Source organism: Acidovorax sp. GW835-FHT14B10, from assembly GCF_058793725.1.
This window is the reverse complement of the sequence record NZ_JBXAGC010000011.1, coordinates 93,312-112,452: the sequence shown is the minus strand read 5'-3', so window position 1 is coordinate 112,452 and position 19,141 is coordinate 93,312. Positions and strand designations below refer to the sequence as shown.

Here is a 19,141-nt window from a genome sequence, read left to right as displayed (position 1 = left end):
ATCGGTGGCGGTGGTCCGGCCGATGCGCGCCATGAAAACATCGGCCATGCGCACATCTGGGCCATTTCATCGATCTGTGTCGAACCCGGTTGGGCGCGTCATGTGTGTTGTAAATCGTCCAGGGGGGGGCAGGGCATTCTGGTTGATTGTGGAAGAGCCGCTGGCAGTGGCGCATGCCAGTGCCGTCAACCATGCCCGGGGGTGCTGCGTCCGATCTCGGGCCAGCGATGGTGTACGCAGATCCAGGCCAGCATGCCGACGCCCATCATCATCAGCGACGCCACCGCCAGCCATGCCGTGGAGTGCATCACCAGTGGGGCCACCACGCCGGCCACCACGCCATTGGCGGCAGAGCCCACAAATGCTTGCAAAGACGATGCCATGCCACGTCGGTGCGGGTACAGATCCAGTACCAGCAGGGTGACCACCGGCACCATCAATGCCCAGCCAAAAGCGAACAGCGCGACGGGTAGGAGTGCCCAGCCCACATGTGCTGCAAAAACGGTATTCGCGACCACATTGGCAACCGCAACCACGCACATGATCACGAAGCCATGCTGTATCTGCCGCTTGGGTGCAATGCGCCCTGCCAGCCGACCGCTCAGCCATGCGCCACCCATGATGCCGCAGATGGTCAGGCCAAAGAACCAGAAAAACTGGGTGGGTGCCAGCCCCAGGTGGTCGCTCAGAAAGGCGGGGGCCGACAGTACATACAAAAACATCCCGTTGAATGGCACCCCGCTGGCGAGGGCCAGCAGGAGAAAGCGCATGCTCGAACCCAGTTCCCAGTAACCCCGCAGGAGGTGCGGTATGTTGAAGGGCTGGCGCTGGTCTGCTTGCAGGGTTTCGGGCAGGAAGCGCAGGTTGGCGATCCAGAGCGCCACACCTACCAGCGTCAGGAACCAGAAGATGCTGTGCCAGCCCAGATGCACAAACAGCCAGCCGCCGACGATTGGGGCAATGGCCGGCGCGACACCAAAATAGATGGTGACCTGGCTCATGACCTTCTGCGCCTGGGCGGGCGGAAACATGTCGCGAATGACAGCGCGCGACACCACGATGCCAGCACCGGTAGACAGGCCTTGCAGGGCGCGGAAGAACACCAGTTGCCCAATGGTCTGAGAGAGCGCGCAGCCGGCCGATGCCAGCGTGAACATCGCAATACCGGTCAATACGACAGGTCTGCGGCCAAAGCTGTCCGCCAGCGCCCCATGAAACAGATTCATGAAGGCAAAGCCGAACAGATAGGCGGACAGCGTCTGCTGCATTTCCACCGGCGTGGCCCCCAGGGCAGAGGCAATGCCCGAGAACGCGGGAAGGTAGGTATCGATCGAAAAAGGTCCGAGCATGCCCAGCACAGCCAGCAGCACGGCCAGCGCCCATTGGGGTGCAGGCCATAGCAGGCGGGCTTGTGGGTTCATGGGGCGGTGGTGGGGCAGATGGATCGAGAGGGGCCGAAAATGACGGGGCGTCATGATCGGTGCCGGGCCGGTCCATTATCAGCGAGCGATTTCACCTGGGGGTGGCGCAGCAACTGGGCCCATCCATGGGGCGAGTGCAGACGCATCGCGTGCCGATGCAGTCGGCCGGGTAGGCGCAGTAAATGAAAAAGCCCCGCCATCTTGAAGAGGCGGGGCTTTGCAGTTTGGTGGGTCCTGAGTGACTCGAACACTCGACCTACGGATTAAGAGTCGGAGTAAATATATATTTGGCCATGTTGATTGATGCTGATAGAATCAATATAAATCAACAACTTACGGCTGATGTACTGGGTAAGAACACAGCATGAGTGTTGATTGATATTCCCCAAAATAGGGGGTTTTTGGCTACATGGTGGCTACATGGATTGCCCGTGTAGCCAAACCGACCGGAGCAATCAACATGGCACGACCGAAGAAAAGCGAAGCCCCCGACCTAGCCGACCGGGTGAACCTGACCGCCGGGGCTATCGAGCGCCTGACCTGCCCCGCTGGCAAGCAACAGGCATTCATGCGGGACAGCGAAGCGCCCGGCCTGCGTGTGCGTGTAACCGCTGCTGGTGCGAAGTCTTTTGTCTATGAGGCCAAGCTAGACCGGCAAACCATCCGCCGCACCATCGGGGACGTGAAGTTGTGGAGCATTGAACAGGCCCGCACCGAAGCCCGCCGCCTTGCCGTGGTGCTGGATAACGGGCAAGACCCCCGAGAGATAGAGCGCCAGCAACAGGCAGACAAAGCCGCAGCCAAGGCGACCGCAGCCGTTCAAGCTGTGACCGTGGGCGAGGTGTGGGCCGTGTACCTTGAGGCCCGCCGCCCGCACTGGGGAGCACGGCACTATGCCGACCATGTGAAGCTGGTTCAAGTCGGGGGCGATGTTTCCAAGCGTGGCACCCGTGGCCGTGGCGTGACTGTGGCCGGGCCGCTGCATCCGCTGATGGGGCTTGCGCTGCGTGACCTGACAGCACCCGTTATCGAGGCATGGGCAGCACGCGAGGCACAGACCCGCCCAACGTCTGCCCGGCTGGCATGGCGCTGCCTGAAAGCCTTTCTAAGCTGGTGCGCAGAACAGCCGGAATATGCGCCAGCGATGCCCAGTGTGAACCCTGCCAAGACCAAGAAGGCCCGCGAGGCATTGGGTAAAGCCGGGGTAAAGCAGGATGCACTGCTGAAAGAGCAGCTACCCGCGTGGTTTGCCGCCGTGCAACAGATACAAAACCCTATCGCCGCCGCTTATCTGCAAGTGCTGGTGCTGACTGGCGCAAGGCCGGGCGAGGTGCTGGGGCTGCGCTGGGAGGACGTCAACACCAAGTGGAAGGGGTTGACCATCCGGGACAAGGTGGAAGGGGAGCGAGTCATACCCCTGACGCCCTACGTTTCGCACCTGCTGCACTCCCTGCCGCGCCGCAGTGAATGGGTGTTTCCCAGCACCGCACGGGGCAAGGACACCGAAGGGCAGACCCTGAGCATCCCGAGAGCCCCGCACACCGCCGCCTGTGCTGTGGCCGGTATCGAGGGCCTAACCCTGCATGGCCTGCGCCGTTCGTTTAAGAGCCTGACGGAGTGGCTGGAAATCCCCGCCGGTGTGGTGGCTCAAATCATGGGCCACAAGCCCAGCGCAACCGCTGAAAAACATTACACCGTTCGCCCGCTCGACCTGCTGCGCGTGCACCATGAGCGCATAGAAGCGTGGGTTCTGGAACAGGCCGGGATTGCGTTTGATGCCAAGGCCGCGCCCGGTGCGCTGCGCGTGGTAGCCGCCGCGTAAAACAGTTTCGCCCCAGCTAGGCCCGCTTCGAAACCGGGCCGAAAAGTCGGACACCTTCACCGACCTGCTGGGGCTCCTTATGAGGGCCGCACTTGAAGGGGTGCTATGGACTACTTGCCAAAAGACGCAACGATTGAAGAAGCCTGCAACTGGCTGCAAGCAAAAACAGGCCAAACGTGGGTATTGCCCCGCCTGCTGGAGTGTCACCTTACGCCGCACTTCTGGCTGGACTACAAGCCGGGCTACCCCACCATTTACGGCGACCGAATCGAGGGCTACCAGACCCGCATGATTTTTCAGGGGGACTTATGCCGCCTGGAGTCGGATAGGGGCGATGCCCTGGTGAACATGTTTACCGCCCACGATGGCACCTTAGTTAAGGTGGAGCCCGGCCTGCGCGTGCCATTGTCTGAACTGAAGTTCAAGCGCGAAAGCGTGGAGCGCGTGGCCGAAATCATCAACAAGACAGCGCCAACACAAAGCGCCGCAACGTCTGCGCCCGTGGTGATTGAAAACGCCAGTAATGCGCCAGTGGATGGCATTACAACTGCACAGGTTGCAGCGTTTTTTGATGCCATGCCCTTCACCGCTGAAAACTGGCCCAAGCGACTGAGTGACGCGAAATGGCTAAAGCCCGCCCAAATTGCATTAGGTGCTGCTGGTGGAGCGACAAGCCTATGGTGCCCGGCAACGCTGGCGCGACTGATACACAGCAAAGAACAGGGTAAAGCAAAGCAAAAAACGCTAGAAGCCTTGAATAGAAAATTCAAAAGCAACCCGGCATTGGAGCCCTGGCGCACCGCTTGGGATGAACATTACGCGATGTTTAACGATGCCGATGGGAGCCATTGAATTTCCGGGAATTAATTCCGATTTTCTCAACTGCAATGAACGTAAGTATCTGATTTAGAAGGATTTTCTAATTCCGGGGTGACTGCGTGCAAACCCCGGAAATTTGCAATTCGCTCATTCCTAGCCCGGACGCCATGCACAACGCAAGGCCCGCGATGCTGGAATGGAAAGCGAACCATGCAAGCAACACAACACAGCGCAGACACCCGCCGCGCTGTATCTGAGCCCCAACAGTTCCCCCCGCTGGAATCTGTTACCCGCCCGACAGTGGACACCGCAGCCGCTGCCTACTACCTGAACCGCAAGCCGCAGACATGCCGCGCATGGGCTTGTCTGGAAAACGGGCCGCTGCGCCCCATCCGTATATCTGGCCGCCTTGCGTGGCCCGTTTCTGAACTGCGCCGCGTGCTGGGGGTGGCGTAATGAAAGCGCTTTACCTGCACCCCGATGGCGAGGGCGAAATCTTTTTCGAGGCTGCCACGGGCCGCCTGTTTACATCGAACGATGCCGAGGGCCTGAGCGCCTATGCACTGATTGGCCCGATTGGCCTGCGCGATGTAGCTGCAAAGCTGCTAGAGCTGGCCGATGAAATGGAGGCGACGGAATGAGCGCCGCTATCAATCGCCTGCTGCTGGCGCTGTGGTGCGCTGCCCCGTCACGCTGGTTTCGCAAGGGGGGCCGCCCATGACCGCCGCCCCAAAGAAAAAGCCCCAGACCGCTGCAACGGGCAAGGGGCTTTCCAAAGAACACACACCGAAGTTTACCGGCACCGCTAACCCCCGTCACCTGCGCGCAATTGCCGCACTGCTGCGCCGCCCGATGCCACGCGAGAGCCTGGACAAAGAGGCCGGATGCAGCAACGGGCCGGAGCTGGTGGCAGAGCTTCGCCGCCGTGGCCTGGAGGTGCCATGCAAGCGCATCAACTTTGTTGACCGTGACGGGTTCATTTGCCGCCCTGGCGTGTATTTCCTGACCGAAGGCGACCGCCGCAAGGTGTACCAGTGGCAGGCAAAGCGCATGAATGGGGGTGCTGCATGACGCCGGAAATACGCGCCGAAATCGAAAAGGCATACCGCCGGGGCTATGCCCAGGCCGCCTACTGCGCCGCCCGCGATGCAGCCGAGGGGCACGACCTGAAAGCATGGGCCCAAGCCTGCGCAGAGTGGCGACACGCCCCCAAATTTGGCCCGCGCAAGTGGGCAGAAATCGGCACATGCCCGCCCGAGGCATGGGAGACAAAAAACAAATGAACTTCGCAACCGTCCAAGACAAATCCGCGCCCGTGGGTTCCATGCAAACCTGCGAATTTTCCGACCTTGCCGCCATGCTTTGCCATGCTGTAGTGAGCCCATCAAAAGAGGGGCCGGGCTGGGTTCCTGGCTACATCGAGCCGGGCCCGCGCACTGGTGAGCGTGTCGCACATTGGGACGTTCTGGCGCTGGATGTGGAAGGCAAGGCCGAGCGCGTGCCCAATGGCTCCAAGCGCCTGATTGGCCCCAAGGCTCCAACCATGTCCGACATGGCCGCAGAGCTTGAACTGTGGGGTTTGGCTGCTGTGCTGCACACGACACACACCCATGAAGAGCCCGCAGCCGATGGCGACACATTGGGCCCACGTTATCGCGTGGTACTCAACCCGAGCCGTCCTATCCTGCCTGCTGAAATCAAGCCGCTGGGGCTTGCTGTGGCTGCCATGCTGGGTGTGAGTGACTGCACAGACACAAAATGCCTGGAGCCTGCCCGCTTGTTCTTTTTGCCGCGCTGCCCGGAAGAGCGCGCACACCTTGCACAGTCTGCCGTGCTGGATGGTGCGGTGCTGGATGTTGACGCGCTATTGACCGAAGCCAAGCGCAGCGCAGAGCCGCCCCAACGCAAGGCGGGCCCGGCTGGTGCCAGTGTGATTGCCACGTTCAACGCACAAGCGGACATTGCACACCTGCTGGAACAGCATGGCTACATGCCAAAGGGCCGCAACCGTTGGATGTGGCATGGCAGCACTTCGGGCCTTGCTGGCGTGGTACTGCTGCCCGACACGGGCCGCGTGTACTCGCACCACCCAGGCGACCCGCTGCACAACGAAAAGCATTCACACGACGCCTTTAGCGTGTGGTGCATCCTGAACCATGCGGGCGACTTCCCCGCCGCTGTGAAGGCTGCCGCCCGCCTGCTGGGCATGGAGCGCACCAGAGCCGAGCCGGTGGACTTTTCCGCACTTATGAACGAGGCCGCAAGCGCCAGCACTGCAACCGCACCAGAGCCAAAGACACCGCACCCGCTGGCGTTGTTTGTTGACTTGGACGAAGAGCCCCGCGCCCCGCGCTGGGTGATTCCCGGTTTCATTGGGCATGGCGTGACAGTGATTGCAGGCGCGCATGGCGTAGGCAAGACCACCACCCTGTTACCCCTTGCCATGCTGGCCGCTGGCTTGCATGTGGCAGGCGACCCCATCGCCCCGCAGCACTGGAGGCATGTTGTCTACATCGTGGAAGAGCGCGAACAAGCCGAGCGCATCGTTTCCGGGCTGGTTCGTTATGGTGGGCTGGGGCTCGATTGGGTAACCGTGCGCGAGCGCCTGCACATTGTCGAAGCCCGCCGCCTGCCCCCCGACTACGTGGCGCAAGTGGGCAGCCTGTACCGTGAGAGCTTCACCCGTGAGGCCGCCGGGGTTCAAGTGCTGCCGCTGGTTGTTATCGACACGATGGCCGCCACGCTGGAACTCGATAGCGAGAACGACAACAGCGAAGCAAGCGCCGCAATGGCTGCACTGAAACAAGGCTTTGACGGGCTGCCCGTGTGGCTGGTGGGGCACCTGTCCAAAAGCAACTTGGGCCGCAGCGAAGCGCAAGGTATGACGCTACGCGGAGCCGGTGCGTTTGAGGCTGACGCGAACCAAGTGCTGTATCTGGTGAAAGAAGGCGAGACCCGCTATCTGGTGCGCGGCAAAACCCGGTTTGAGGCGCGCTGGCCTGAACTGGAAGTTTCGAGCCACTTCACCGACGTGACGGCAAAAAATGAATTCGGGACATTGGAGCCCGTAAGGCTGCGATGGGCAACGCTGGCAGCACCAGAGCAGAGCCGCCGGGAAGTGGCCGCAGAGGCCCAGGAAGAGGCGCGCAAGGCTGACGCTGCCGAACTTCGCCAGAGCCTGCGCGATGCCGTGCAAATTGCCTGGCAGACAGGGAACCCGCTGAACCGTGAAGGGTTGAAGGCGAAGGTTTCACGCAAGCGGCAAGACGTATCGGACTGCATTGAAAACCTTGTGTCGGAACGCTGGCTTATCGAGGTGGCTATCCCGGCAAAAGAGCGCGCACACCCGCGCCGCAGTTCCTACCTTGTGAACCTGAGCACCGAAGAGCATGAAGCCGTTTTGCGTGGCGAACCCGTCCCATCGGACAAGCTGGCCGTGCCTGCATCGTGGCGAAAAGGGGTGATTCCATCCGTTCCCGAGGAATCGACGCCGGAAGCCCTGGAGCCATGCAATGCAGCCGAGTGAACGGGAGAGGTTGCATCCGTTCCCGTGCATCCGTTCCCCTAAGGGAGAGAACGCGGGAACGGATGGAAGGGGGACTAAATCCCCCCTTCCCATCCATTCGTTCCAAGTAAATAAAGAACGGATGGGAACGGATGGGAACGGAAGGAACGGATGGGGCAGACATGAGCGTTTCCCTTGCGTGGCACAGGCCCCATGACAAGCCGCCCGCCCATTCATTCACCAACTTTTGAAAGACAAACCATGTACCAAAAATCATCCGGGCAACAACCGACCCCCGAACTGGCCGCCGCGATGGCGAAATTTGAACAAGCCACTGCCGAGCAAATCGCCTACGGCATCGCCAACATTGGCGGAATCATGCCGCGCAATCTCACGCCCGCACAGCGCCGCGCCGTCCTGGCGCTGGTTAAGAACGCCCCCGTCATCATCTAAAACGAAAGCACCATCATGAAAAACATCAATCAAAACACCCGCTTCACCGAAGCGCAAAACACGCTGGCCGAACTGAGCAACGCACACGCCGCAGCCACTGCTGAGGAATCGCGCCTGCTGGCTGCACTGGCCGGGCCTGCCGAAACATTCGACCCGCTGGCCGCTGGCTTGCGCTTGCTGCGTGGTGAGCCTGCCCAGCGCAACGACAACGCGGGCTTGAATCGTGAACTGACCGCAGTGCGCGAGCGTATGGACACCCTGCGCCCCGCCGTTGAAGCGCAACGCGCCGTGGTGGCTGCGCTGCAAAGCGAACTGAGCGCCGCAGCAAACGCTGAGGCCCAGCCGGGGCACGCAAAGGCCGTTCAAGGCGTGGCTGATGCGCTGGTAGGCCTGCGTGCTGCACTGGCTGCTGAGGCTGCTGTGAGGACTGGAATCGAGGCCGCCGGGTATCAATGCAGCCTTGAGGCGGTGGCAGAGCCTGAACTGAACTTTGCAGACACTGAAAGCGCCGCGTCCCGCCTGCTGGGTGATGTAACCCGCCGCCTGGAGGTGCAACGCCTTCGCACTGCCGGGCCGGTGAATGCGCGCCTGCTGGTGAGCGTTGAAGGGCTGGGCAGCGTGGGTGACGTGGTGCGGACGGACGGGGCAACGCTGGCGCACCTTGTCGCATTGGGGCATGGCGAGCAGACACAAGCCAAGCCCAGCAAGACACCGCGCCCAATGGCTGCGACTGCTGAGGCCATCCTGAGCTAAGGGGAGCAGGCGGGCCTTCGGGCCTGCCGTTTACAGCATATGCAACACACAGCAAAAACGCTCGAAGCCGCAGGGGTTCGCGTCATTCCCCGTCCGTTTGGTTTCGAGGTTCTGGGGCATGGGCACCGCGTCCTAGTGGCCGACCTGCAAGCCATTGACCGCCACGACATAGCCGCACTGACCGGCACACAAAGGCCAGCACTGGGTAAGCATGGTTTCCGGCTGGGGCGCGATGGCCTGCCGCTTGAGTAGGGGGCAGGCTCAAATTTGCGCTGAGCTACCCGGAAACCGATTCAGTCTCCTTTTTGCACACACCCGCGAGTTGAGAATATTTTTCTGGAGGTGTGGCAAGGGTGGGGGGCACGGTCAAAACGTACACCCTGCCGATATGTAAACCGACTGTTCTGGTTTGCGATAACGCTAACGCACAAGTCGTGTCGTGCGCGCGCGAGGCAGGGGCCGGTGCAAAGTCGGAGCAGGGCGACATGTAAACCGGCAGTACAGCCAAGCAACGCTAAACGTACAGAAAAAAAGTTGCAGGGGTGGGGGGCGTTCAAAGTCTGCAATCCGCGAACTGGCGACACCCCATTGCTTCGCACGTAGGGAAAATTTTCCCCTTTTGAAATCAATCAAGTTTCAGCAAATGGCAGGACATGGAGGACGCCGCAAAGGCGCTGGAAGGCCCGCAGGCAGTCGCAATCGGCCTGCGCTGGTGCATGGCCTGCCCGCGTGCGATTGCCCCCTGCAATGGCTGCTTAACGCAATGAACCATGAAGCCCTGCCGCTGCGCCTGCGCATGGCCTGCGCCGTGGCTCTGCTGCCGTACTTTCACACCCGCAAGGGCTGACCACGTTCAAGGGGCGCAACTTGAGGTTGCACCCTTCCGCGTTTGAAATGCCGAAGGGCCGAAGCCGCCGCCGTGGGGCTTTTCTTTTGTCTGGTGCTGGGTGGCTACATGCTGGCTACACGGTACAAAACCCTGTACCGCTGGCTACATGGTGGCTACATGAGCCGGAACGAACCCCAAAACAAAAAACCCTGCTACCGATGTGATAGCAGGGTTTCGTGTGCCCGTGCGGGCTAGCTTGGTGGGTCCTGAGTGACTCGAACACTCGACCTACGGATTAAGAGTCCGCTGCTCTACCAACTGAGCTAAGAACCCAAACTATTTAATCTTTCAGCATTGCTGCTAAGCCTCGAATTATGCACTATTTTTTCTGGCGATGGCAAGGCGAAACGAAAAAATTATTGCATGGCGTTGCGACTCGCCAGCTCCACAAAAAGGCCGCTGTGGTCCAGCTGGCCCAGTCCGTGCTCGATGCCGTCCTTGTACAGCGCCTCGAACAGTGTGGTGATGGGGGCGTCAAAACCGATTTCACGGGCGGTGACCAGGGCGTTGTCCAGATCCTTGAGCTGCACCGTCATGCGCCCGCGTGGTGCAAAGTCGCGGTCCACCATGCGCTGGCCGTGCAGCTGCAGAATCCGGCTGTCGGCAAATCCGCCGCCGATGGCTTCCCGCACCTTGGCCATGTCGGCACCGCCCTTGGCGGCAAAGAGCAGTGCTTCCGCCACCGCGCCAATGGTGATGCCAACAATCATCTGGTTGGCCAGCTTGGCCAGCTGGCCGGCACCGTGGGGCCCCACATGGGTGGCGCGGCCAAAAATGGCGAAGAGGGGCTGTGCGCGCGCAAAATCCTGCGCCCGGCCGCCGGCCATGATGGCCAGCGTGCCGTTTTCAGCGCCCACCGTGCCGCCGGACACGGGCGCATCCAGATGGGCCAGCCCCATTTCATCAAGGCGGGCCGCGTGGTCGCGGGCTTCCCGGGGTTGTATCGATGCCATGTCGATGAACAGGGCGCCCGCGCGCATGGCCTGTGCCGTGCCCATTTCGAACAGCACCTGGTCCACTGCGGGGCCGTTTTCCAGCAGGCTGATGATGAAGTCGGCGCCGCGGACTGCATCCGCAGGGGTGTCGTGCACCGTGGCGCCCAAGGTGGCCAGCGGATCGGCCTTGGCGCGGGTGCGGTTCCAGGCGTGCACCCGGTGGCCCGCCGCGCACAGGCGCCGGGCCATGGGCAGGCCCATCATGCCAATGCCGAGAACAGCAATGCGAAGCGGTGTGGTGGTGGTCATGGTTGCATCCTTGGCAGCTATTTTTATGCCGCCATCATGGACGTTTTCGCTGACGCTCCCTGTCAGCGAGCTTGCAGCTCCGCGTTGCACGCGCCCGCTGTCGGGCGCGTGGCCTACATCAGCAGATGTTCGCCCGCGTTGTCGCCACCCAGGATCACGTAGTTCACCTTGCGCACGTCCATCAGCCGGGTGCCGCCCGCGTAGCTGATGGAGCTTTGCACGTCCTGCTCCATCTCGATCAGCGTCTCGGCCAGCTTGCCCTTGATGGGCTCCAGGATGCGCTTGCCTTCCACGTGCTTGTATTCACCCTTGTTGAAATCGCTGGCCGAGCCGTAGTACTCCTTGAACAGTTCACCGTCCACCTCCACGGTCTTGCCGGGTGACTCTTCGTGGCCCGCGAACAGCGAGCCGATCATCACCATGGTGGCGCCAAAGCGGATGCTCTTGGCGATGTCGCCATGGCTGCGGATGCCGCCGTCGGCAATGATGGGCTTGGTGGCCACGCGCGCGCACCACTTGAGCGCGCTCAGCTGCCAGCCGCCCGTGCCAAAGCCCGTCTTGAGCTTGGTGATGCACACCTTGCCCGGGCCCACGCCCACCTTGGTGGCATCGGCGCCCCAGTTCTCCAGGTCGATGATGGCTTCGGGCGTGGCCACGTTGCCGGCAATCACGAAGGCCCTGGGCAGCTTTTCCTTGAGGTAGCCGATCATGGCCTTCACCGTGTCGGCATGGCCGTGGGCGATGTCGATGGTGATGTATTCGGGGCACAGTCCCTCGGCCACCAGCTGGTCCACGGTGTCGTAGTCGGGTTTTTTGACACCCAGCGAGATCGACGCGTAGCAACCCTTGGCGTGCATATCGCGCACGAACTGCAGGTTGTCCAGGTCAAACCGGTGCATGACATAGAAGTAGCCGTTCTGTGCCATCCAGGTGCAGATTTTTTCGTCCACCACCGTCTTCATGTTGGCCGGCACCACCGGGATGCGGAATGAGCGGCCGGCCAGCTCCACGCTGGCATCGCATTCCGAGCGGCTTTCCACGCGGCATTTGCGCGGCAGCAAAAGAACGTTGTCGTAGTCGAAGATTTCCATGAGATTCCAAGCTCCTGTGAAAGGGTCGCAGCGGAAGGATTTCCGGCGCGATGGGCGCTTGGCTTGAAAACCGGCTTCGTGGGTGCTGGCGTGGTGGCTGCTCCGAACCCTGCAGTGCGCAGGCACAAAAAACCGGGCTGCAAGAAACTTGGGCCCGGTGATTGATTCTACCCGCGCGCGGGGTTTCCGTCATGGCCCTGCTGGCCGCCAGGTCGCGCCCCGCAGTTGGACTGCGCCGCAGCCACAACCCGCCCCTGCGCATCCTGCACCCAGCCCACCAGGCGCAGGCGTTCGGGCCGGGCGCCTTCGGGGATGCGCATGGGGCGTGCTTCCATCCAGCGCTTTGGCTCTGCTTGTGATCGCTGTTCGCGTTGATTCCATATGCCGTGCAGCAGGTTTCGCGCAATATTGCGGGCCACGGGCGAGCCTTCGGTGCCTGCAGGCACGGCTTCCACCAGCAGCAGGAAAAAGTGCCACGGGGCCGGTGGCGCGTTGCGCCCAGCCGCCGCCCGCACCGGCGTGAGTGCGATGGAGGTGCCCAGATAGTCGTTGAAGGCCATGCCATGCGCCACGCGCAGCCGCCCAGAGGATGCGCCCTCTACCGGTGCGGTGTGCACATCGGTGGTGGCGGGCGCCTGGCGCCCGAGCGCCTGCAAACGGCCCAGGGCATCCGCGCTGGCGGCGGCCGACAGGGGCGCATCGTCGCCCAGGGTGCCGGGCACGATCCAGTCCAGCACCAGCGCACCCGCACCGGGCGCCGGCGTGGTGGGATCACTCCAGCAGGCCTCGCAGTCGGCGCTGAGGAAGCGTTCAAACAAGGCCACGGGGCGCGGTGCGCCGTCGCTGCTGCAACTGGCCTGCGCCGCCAGCGGGGGGCTGTGCAGTGCCAGCAGGGCGGTCAGGGTGAAAGCCAGGTTTCTCATGGGCGGGCGGGGTGCTTTCTACAATGGCCCCATGTTCCCACAAGACCCGTTTTCGGGCGCATCAGAAGCCCTGGTGCCCCCACACACCGGTGCGGCCTCGGCCGCATCGCCCCTCCTGGCCAACCTGAACGAGGAGCAACTGGCTGCCGTCACGCTGCCCGCAGGCCATGCGCTCATTCTGGCGGGGGCGGGCTCGGGCAAGACCCGGGTGCTCACCACCCGCATCGCCTGGCTGCTGCAGAACGGCTACGCCACGCCCGGCGGCATTCTGGCCGTCACCTTCACCAACAAGGCCGCCAAGGAAATGGTGGCGCGCCTGTCGGCCATGCTGCCGGTGAACGTGCGCGGCATGTGGATCGGCACCTTCCATGGCCTGTGCAACCGGCTGCTGCGTGCGCACCACAAGGCGGCGGGCCTGGCGCAGTCGTTCCAGATCCTCGACACGCAAGACCAGCTTTCGGCCATCAAGCGCCTGTGCAAGCAGCACAACGTGGACGACGAGCGTTTTCCACCCAAGCAGCTGGCCTACTTCATTGCCAACTGCAAGGAAGAAGGCCTGCGCCCCGGCGACGTGCAGACCAATGACAGCGATGCGCGCCGCAAGGTCGAGATCTACCAGCTCTACGAAGAACAATGCCAGCGCGAAGGCGTGGTGGACTTTGGCGAGCTGATGCTGCGCTCTTACGAACTGCTGCGTGACAACGACCCCATCCGGGAACATTACCAGCGCCGGTTTCAGCACATCCTGGTCGATGAGTTCCAGGACACCAACAAGCTGCAGTACGCCTGGCTCAAGCAACTGGCAGGCAATGAGGTGGGCGGGCGCTTTGAAGCGCGTGGCAGCGTGATTGCCGTGGGCGACGACGACCAGAGCATTTACGCATTCCGTGGCGCGCGCGTGGGCAACATGACCGACTTCGTGCGCGAATTCGACGTAAAGCAGCAAATCAAGCTGGAGCAGAACTACCGCAGCTACAGCAACATCCTCGACTCGGCCAACGCCCTCATCCGCCACAACAGCCGCCGCCTGGGCAAGAACCTGCGCACCACGCAGGGCGCCGGCGAGCCGGTGCGCGTGTACGAGGCCAGCTCCGACCTGGCCGAGGCGCAGTGGATGGTCGATGAGATCAAGCAGCTGGTGCGCAACGACGGCTTGGCGCGCAAGGAAATCGCCGTGCTCTACCGCAGCAATGCGCAAAGCCGGGTGATCGAATCGGCGCTGTTCAACGCCAGCGTGCCCTACCGCGTGTACGGCGGCCTGCGGTTCTTTGAACGCGCTGAAATCAAGCACGCGCTGGCCTATCTGCGGCTTTTGGAAAACCCGCACGACGACACCAGCTTCACCCGCGTGGTCAACTTTCCGCCGCGCGGCATTGGCGCGCGCAGCATCGAGGTGTTGCAGGATGCCGCCCGCGCCGCCGGCTGCTCGTTGCACGACGCCGTGAGCGCCGTGCCCGGCAAGGCGGGCGCCAACCTGGGCGCGTTCGTGGCCATGGTGGATGTGCTGCGCGAGCAGACCCAGGGCCTGAACCTGCGCGGCATCATCGAACAGATGCTCGAATCCACGGGCCTGGTGGAGCATTTCCGCACCGAGAAGGAAGGCGCCGACCGCATCGAGAACCTGGAAGAACTGGTCAACGCCGCCGAGAGCTTCGTCACGCAGGAAGGCTTTGGCCGCGACGCCGTGGCCCTGCCGCTGGACGAGCATGGCACGCCGCTCACGCAGAGCGCAGTGAGCCAAGGGATCGACCCCAACGCCCCGGTGCTCGACGAACCCCTGAAACCCGCCATCCCCGGCATCGTGGATGCCGACACCGGCGAAACCCTCTCGCCCCTGGCCGCGTTCCTGACGCACGCCGCGCTCGAAGCCGGCGACAACCAGGCCCAGGCGGGGCAGGACGCTGTGCAATTGATGACCGTGCACGCCAGCAAGGGCCTGGAGTTTGATGCCGTGTTCATCGGCGGCATGGAGGAGGGCCTGTTCCCGCACGAAAACTCGGCCAGCGACCGTGATGGCCTGGAGGAGGAGCGCCGCCTGATGTACGTGGCCATCACCCGTGCGCGCAAGCGCCTGTACCTGAGCCACTCGCAAACGCGCATGCTGCACGGCCAGACGCGCTACAACATCAAGAGCCGCTTTTTTGACGAATTGCCCGAGGGCGCGCTCAAATGGATCACACCCAGGCAGCAGGGTTTTGGTTCGTATGCTCCTAACATGGGAGCTGGAGGCGCCTATCCGTCCAACGCTAGAGGCACATTTGGCTTCAAGTCCGAAACCTTCGCCAATCCGCCCGTGCCGGCGCAGAAAGCCACGCCCTCCCACGGCCTGCGCGCGGGCATCAACGTGTTCCACACCAAGTTCGGCGAAGGCAAGGTGCTGGCCATCGAAGGCCAGGGCGACGACGCGCGCGCGCAGGTCAATTTTCCGCGCCATGGCACCAAGTGGCTGGCGCTGTCGGTGGCCAAGCTGACGGTGGTGGAGTGAACGCCCGTCGCACGGAGTGATGACTCCATGACCGATAAAAACGACCCTGCACAAGCATCCCGGCACCATCCTGGCGCATCGCACGGCACCTCTGCGCGCCACCTTGTCAGCCCGGCGCAGTGGCGGGAGAGCATGGCCATCGGCGCGCCGCCTTCGCCGCGCATCTTTGCGATTGCCGGTCTGCAGGCCGCGCTGGCCGTGCTGCTGGCGATCGTGGCCACCCATTTCTCGCCCTGGCCCCAGCTGGTGGGTTTTGCCTCGCTGGGCGCGCTGGCGGCCTTGTTCGGGCGCTTTGCCACGGTGGAGCGGCGCATGCGCATCGTTGTGGTCTGCGCGCTGCTGCTGGCGCTGGGGGTGCTGGTGCCTTCGCTCGCATCGTGGGCGGGCGCGCTGCCATGGATGATGGCGTTCGCGCTGGCCCTGGTGGCTGGCGCGGCCACCGTGGCGGTGTCGTGGTGGGGTCTGGGCGGGCCCGGGGCGGTAATCATCGTGTTTGCCGCCGGGGCGGCCTACCACCCCGTGGGCAGTGGCGCAGAGGCTCTGGCCCGGGTGCTGGCCACCCTTGCCGGCGGCGGGGTGGCGGTGTTGACCTGCCTCGTGACGGACCGGTGGCGCGCCCCTGAACTCAAGGCCCTGCGCTTGCCGCCGGCGCATGTGGCCCCCTGGTCGCACCAGTGGATTGCGGCGGGGCGCATCACGGCCTGCGCTGCATTGGCCGCCTGGATTGCCTTCATGGCCGGCTGGCAGCACCCGGCATGGGCGGCGATCGGTGCGGTGTCGGTGCTGCAGGGTGGGCACCTGCATATCACCATGAACCGCGCGCTGCAGCGCATGGCGGGCACCATCGTGGGCTCGTTCATCGTCTGGGCCATGCTGGCGCAACAGCCCTCGTTCTGGATCGTGGTGGCGGCCATCGTGGTGTTCCAGTTTTTGACCGAGGTGGTCATTGGCTACAACTACGCCCTGGGCCAGATCACCGTGACACCCATGGCGCTGCTCATGACCTACCTGGCATCGCCGGCGGTGGCCGCAAGCATGCCGGTCGAGCGTGTGCTGGACACCATTCTGGGCGCGGCGCTGGGCATCGTGTTTGCCGTGATTTTCTCCGGTGTGGACGATCGGGTGTACCTGCATGAGCACCGCAGCAAGAATGCAGCCGGGCGCTGACAGCACCGGCTGTATTGCACGCCAAGCGGGACGTTGGATGCAAAAAGCGCAGCGATCAGCGCAATAGCGGCAGGCGCTCAAAGCGGGTCGGCCCAGTGCGGTGCCTTCTGGCTGCGGTGCTGTCATGGCCGCTCAAGCGCTGCGCTTTGGCCTGCCGTCAAAGTGCCTTGCAAGCGTCACGAAGTTGTCGTGAAGGGTTCTTACGCTCCAGTGGTTTTGCAACCCACAACCCAAGGAACCCCGATGAACCACCGCGTGGATGCGCCCGAACAGGCGATTGATTTCAACAACGAAAACTCCAACACCTCTGCAAACCCTACGTTTGATGCCGTGCTGGGCGCCCGTCTGTCGCGCCGTGGTCTGCTGCGTGGCAGCGTGGGTACGGTGGGCACGGCCGTGCTCGGTGGTTTTGGCGTGACCGCCTGTGGCGGCAGCGATGATCCCATTGCAGAAGCCAACCCCGTTCCAGAAGCCAAGCTGCTGGGTTTCGGCGCTGTGCCCAAGAGCCTGGCCGACACGGTGGTGGTGCCTGCAGGCTATACCGCCAGCGTGCTGTTCGCGCTGGGCGACCCCTTGGCCGCAGGCGTTGCAGCCTACAAGAACGACGGCACCGATGGCGATTTCAACAAGCGTGCCGGCGACCACCATGACGGCATGGAGTGGTTTGGCCTGGGGGCCGACGGCAAGCGCAACGACAGCGCCACCGAGCGCGGTCTGCTGGCCATCAACCACGAAGCCACCACGGACGAAAAGCTGTCGTCCTTCTTCCTGCATGCCAATGGCGGCACCTCGACCCTGCCACGCCCTGCGGCCGAAGTGGACAAGGAAACCGACATCCACGGCATCGCCGTGATCGAAGTGGCCACGACGGCTGGCAAGTGGGGCTATGTGCCCACCTCTGCGCTGAACTTCCGCCTGACTGCCCTGAGCGCCATCGAAATTGCCGGCCCTGCCCGTGGCCACGCGCAACTGGTCACCAAGTACTCGACCGACGGCACCAGGACCCGTGGCACGCTGAACAACTGCGGCACCGGCAAGACGCCGTGGGGCACGTTCCTGACCGGCGAAGAAAACTGGTTTGGCTACTTCACCCGCGGCGCGACCGACGATGCAGCGCGTGGCAACGACAAGAGCGTCACGTCCCTGAAGCGCTATGGCCGCAACCAGGGCGCCGCATCGCGCCACGGCTGGGAAACGGGCGGTATCGACGACAAGTACCAGCGCTGGAACAACAGCAAGATCGGTGTGTCGGCCAATGGCAGCGATGACTATCGCAACGAGATGAACGGCATGGGTTACATCGTCGAGATCGATGCCTACGACAAGACCCGCATGGCCAAGAAGCGCACCGCGCTGGGCCGCTTTGCACACGAGAGCGCAGCGTTTGGCAAGGTGGAAGCCGGCAAGCCGCTGTCCGTCTACATGGGCGACGATTCGCGCGGCGAATACATCTACAAGTTTGTCTCCACCGCGCTGTGGAGCACGGCCGATGCCAATGCCGCCGACCGCATGGCCGTGGGCGACAAGTACCTCGACAGCGGCAAGCTCTATGTGGCCAAGTTCAACGCCGATGGCACGGGCACCTGGGTCGAACTCGCGCTGACCAATACGGCGATTTCGGGTTACACCACCTACAGCTTTGCCGATGCGGCAGACATCGCCATCAACACCCGCCTGGCCGCCGACGCCGTGGGCGCCACCAAGATGGACCGCCCCGAGTGGAACGCCGTGAACCCCGCCAACGGCGAGATCTACTTCACGCTGACCAACAACAGCAACCGCCGCATCGACCCCGCCAGCGGCCAGTACCTGCCCGATGCGGCCAACCCCCGTGCCTACACCGACATGAAGGGCACCAGCGCACAGAACGGCAACCCCAATGGTCACCTGGTGCGCCTGAAGGAAGGCTCTTCTGTCTCCAGCTTCAGCTGGGACGTGTACCTGTTCGGCGCGGAATCCGGTGCGGACAAGGCATTGGTCAATATCTCGGCATTGACCGCCGACCAAGATTTCTCCAGCCCCGATGGCCTGGTGTTCAGCAAGGCTACCGGCATCTGCTGGATCCAGACCGACGACGGCGCCTACACCGATGTGACCAACTGCATGATGCTGGCCGCCGTGCCCGGCCAGGTGGGCGATGGCGCCAAGAAGACGCTGAGCTACACCAAGGCGGATGGCAGCAAGCTCGACATCATTACGCCCGTGGGCAAGGCCGCCACGGAGAGCACGCTCAAGCGCTTCCTGGTCGGCCCCAAGGGTTGCGAGATCACCGGCCTGGCTGAGACACCGGATGGCAAGGCGATCTTCGTGAACATCCAGCACCCGGGCGAAGGCACCGCCATGGCCAACATTGGCGATGCCACCAAGTACCAGAGCCAGTGGCCAGCAAACGCCGGTTATGGCGCCGGCAAGCGCCCCCGTTCGGCCACCATCGTCATCACCAAGAATGACGGCGGCAAGATCGGCACCTGAGCGATTGCAACTTCATCCCCTGCCGGTCCGGCGGGGGGGGGGGGGGGGGGGGGGGGGGGGGGGGGGGGGGGGGGGGAGGGGGGGGGGGGGGGGGGGA

At 63.1% G+C, this 19,141-nt stretch carries 15 protein-coding genes and 1 tRNA gene; 11 read left to right on the top strand and 5 right to left on the bottom strand.

Annotated elements, in window-relative coordinates; genetic code table 11:
* Positions 1-185: 185 nt before the first annotated feature.
* On the bottom strand, positions 186-1,421 hold the full coding sequence (locus AC1Q5S_RS10665; protein ID WP_492238844.1) for a multidrug effflux MFS transporter: 1,236 nt from the start codon (positions 1,419-1,421) through the stop codon (positions 186-188).
* Positions 1,422-1,881: 460 nt separating this feature from the next.
* Here AC1Q5S_RS10665 and AC1Q5S_RS10660 point away from each other — a divergent pair, with 460 nt between their 5' ends.
* The 8 genes from AC1Q5S_RS10660 (at position 1,882) to AC1Q5S_RS10625 (ending at position 9,025) form a co-directional block, all read left to right on the top strand.
* Complete coding sequence (locus AC1Q5S_RS10660) at positions 1,882-3,243, top strand: tyrosine-type recombinase/integrase (protein WP_492238843.1); 1,362 nt, start codon at positions 1,882-1,884, stop codon at positions 3,241-3,243.
* Between the two features lie 105 nt (positions 3,244-3,348).
* On the top strand, positions 3,349-4,095 hold the full coding sequence (locus AC1Q5S_RS10655) for a hypothetical protein (RefSeq protein WP_492238842.1): 747 nt from the start codon (positions 3,349-3,351) through the stop codon (positions 4,093-4,095).
* 422 nt (positions 4,096-4,517) lie between these two features.
* On the top strand, positions 4,518-4,703 hold the full coding sequence (locus AC1Q5S_RS10650) for a hypothetical protein (protein ID WP_492238841.1): 186 nt from the start codon (positions 4,518-4,520) through the stop codon (positions 4,701-4,703).
* A gap of 76 nt (positions 4,704-4,779) precedes the next feature.
* Positions 4,780-5,133, top strand: coding sequence for a hypothetical protein (locus AC1Q5S_RS10645; RefSeq protein ID WP_492238840.1), 354 nt, complete (start codon positions 4,780-4,782; stop codon positions 5,131-5,133).
* Positions 5,134-5,341: 208 nt separating this feature from the next.
* Positions 5,342-7,588: an AAA family ATPase gene (locus AC1Q5S_RS10640; protein ID WP_492238839.1), complete on the top strand. Its 2,247-nt coding sequence runs from the start codon at positions 5,342-5,344 to the stop codon at positions 7,586-7,588.
* A gap of 240 nt (positions 7,589-7,828) precedes the next feature.
* Entirely contained in the window at positions 7,829-8,020 is a 192-nt protein-coding gene (locus AC1Q5S_RS10635; RefSeq protein WP_492238838.1) for a hypothetical protein, read from the top strand.
* 15 nt (positions 8,021-8,035) lie between these two features.
* Positions 8,036-8,773, top strand: coding sequence for a hypothetical protein (locus tag AC1Q5S_RS10630; RefSeq protein ID WP_492238837.1), 738 nt, complete (start codon positions 8,036-8,038; stop codon positions 8,771-8,773).
* A 39-nt stretch (positions 8,774-8,812) separates the two neighbouring features.
* On the top strand, positions 8,813-9,025 hold the full coding sequence (locus tag AC1Q5S_RS10625; protein ID WP_492238836.1) for a hypothetical protein: 213 nt from the start codon (positions 8,813-8,815) through the stop codon (positions 9,023-9,025).
* A gap of 834 nt (positions 9,026-9,859) precedes the next feature.
* Here the strand turns inward: AC1Q5S_RS10625 and AC1Q5S_RS10620 are convergent.
* The 4 genes from AC1Q5S_RS10620 to AC1Q5S_RS10605 all read right to left on the bottom strand — a co-directional run bounded on the left by AC1Q5S_RS10620 (position 9,860) and on the right by AC1Q5S_RS10605 (position 12,920).
* Positions 9,860-9,935: transfer RNA gene (locus tag AC1Q5S_RS10620), tRNA-Lys, on the bottom strand.
* 83 nt (positions 9,936-10,018) lie between these two features.
* Positions 10,019-10,996: an NAD(P)-dependent oxidoreductase gene (locus AC1Q5S_RS10615; RefSeq protein WP_422203385.1), complete on the bottom strand. Its 978-nt coding sequence runs from the start codon at positions 10,994-10,996 to the stop codon at positions 10,019-10,021.
* Between the two features lie 23 nt (positions 10,997-11,019).
* Positions 11,020-11,997 carry a GMP reductase gene (locus AC1Q5S_RS10610; protein ID WP_303838191.1) on the bottom strand — a complete coding sequence of 326 codons (978 nt, stop codon included), beginning with the start codon at positions 11,995-11,997 and terminating at the stop codon, positions 11,020-11,022.
* 167 nt (positions 11,998-12,164) lie between these two features.
* Positions 12,165-12,920: a hypothetical protein gene (locus AC1Q5S_RS10605; protein WP_422203387.1), complete on the bottom strand. Its 756-nt coding sequence runs from the start codon at positions 12,918-12,920 to the stop codon at positions 12,165-12,167.
* Positions 12,921-12,951: 31 nt separating this feature from the next.
* Between AC1Q5S_RS10605 and AC1Q5S_RS10600 the strand changes: the two genes are divergently transcribed.
* The 3 genes from AC1Q5S_RS10600 to AC1Q5S_RS10590 all read left to right on the top strand — a co-directional run bounded on the left by AC1Q5S_RS10600 (position 12,952) and on the right by AC1Q5S_RS10590 (position 19,044).
* Positions 12,952-15,405, top strand: a complete 2,454-nt coding sequence (locus AC1Q5S_RS10600; RefSeq protein ID WP_422203389.1) for a UvrD-helicase domain-containing protein — start codon at positions 12,952-12,954, stop codon at positions 15,403-15,405.
* A gap of 27 nt (positions 15,406-15,432) precedes the next feature.
* Entirely contained in the window at positions 15,433-16,572 is a 1,140-nt protein-coding gene (locus AC1Q5S_RS10595) for an FUSC family protein (RefSeq protein ID WP_422203391.1), read from the top strand.
* A 243-nt stretch (positions 16,573-16,815) separates the two neighbouring features.
* Entirely contained in the window at positions 16,816-19,044 is a 2,229-nt protein-coding gene (locus AC1Q5S_RS10590; RefSeq protein WP_422203393.1) for a PhoX family protein, read from the top strand.
* Positions 19,045-19,141: the final 97 nt, after the last annotated feature.

What these genes read in the sequence shown, in the direction of transcription:
- AC1Q5S_RS10665 (WP_492238844.1), bottom strand. Translation starts at nt 1,421, where the DNA reads ATGAACCCACAAGCCCGCCTGCTATGGCCTGCACCCCAATGGGCGCTG.
- AC1Q5S_RS10660 (WP_492238843.1), top strand. Translation starts at nt 1,882, where the DNA reads ATGGCACGACCGAAGAAAAGCGAAGCCCCCGACCTAGCCGACCGGGTG.
- AC1Q5S_RS10655 (WP_492238842.1), top strand. Translation starts at nt 3,349, where the DNA reads ATGGACTACTTGCCAAAAGACGCAACGATTGAAGAAGCCTGCAACTGG.
- AC1Q5S_RS10650 (WP_492238841.1), top strand. Translation starts at nt 4,518, where the DNA reads ATGAAAGCGCTTTACCTGCACCCCGATGGCGAGGGCGAAATCTTTTTC.
- AC1Q5S_RS10645 (WP_492238840.1), top strand. Translation starts at nt 4,780, where the DNA reads ATGACCGCCGCCCCAAAGAAAAAGCCCCAGACCGCTGCAACGGGCAAG.
- AC1Q5S_RS10640 (WP_492238839.1), top strand. Translation starts at nt 5,342, where the DNA reads ATGAACTTCGCAACCGTCCAAGACAAATCCGCGCCCGTGGGTTCCATG.
- AC1Q5S_RS10635 (WP_492238838.1), top strand. Translation starts at nt 7,829, where the DNA reads ATGTACCAAAAATCATCCGGGCAACAACCGACCCCCGAACTGGCCGCC.
- AC1Q5S_RS10630 (WP_492238837.1), top strand. Translation starts at nt 8,036, where the DNA reads ATGAAAAACATCAATCAAAACACCCGCTTCACCGAAGCGCAAAACACG.
- AC1Q5S_RS10625 (WP_492238836.1), top strand. Translation starts at nt 8,813, where the DNA reads ATGCAACACACAGCAAAAACGCTCGAAGCCGCAGGGGTTCGCGTCATT.
- AC1Q5S_RS10610 (WP_303838191.1), bottom strand. Translation starts at nt 11,997, where the DNA reads ATGGAAATCTTCGACTACGACAACGTTCTTTTGCTGCCGCGCAAATGC.
- AC1Q5S_RS10605 (WP_422203387.1), bottom strand. Translation starts at nt 12,920, where the DNA reads ATGAGAAACCTGGCTTTCACCCTGACCGCCCTGCTGGCACTGCACAGC.
- AC1Q5S_RS10600 (WP_422203389.1), top strand. Translation starts at nt 12,952, where the DNA reads ATGTTCCCACAAGACCCGTTTTCGGGCGCATCAGAAGCCCTGGTGCCC.
- AC1Q5S_RS10595 (WP_422203391.1), top strand. Translation starts at nt 15,433, where the DNA reads ATGACCGATAAAAACGACCCTGCACAAGCATCCCGGCACCATCCTGGC.
- AC1Q5S_RS10590 (WP_422203393.1), top strand. Translation starts at nt 16,816, where the DNA reads ATGAACCACCGCGTGGATGCGCCCGAACAGGCGATTGATTTCAACAAC.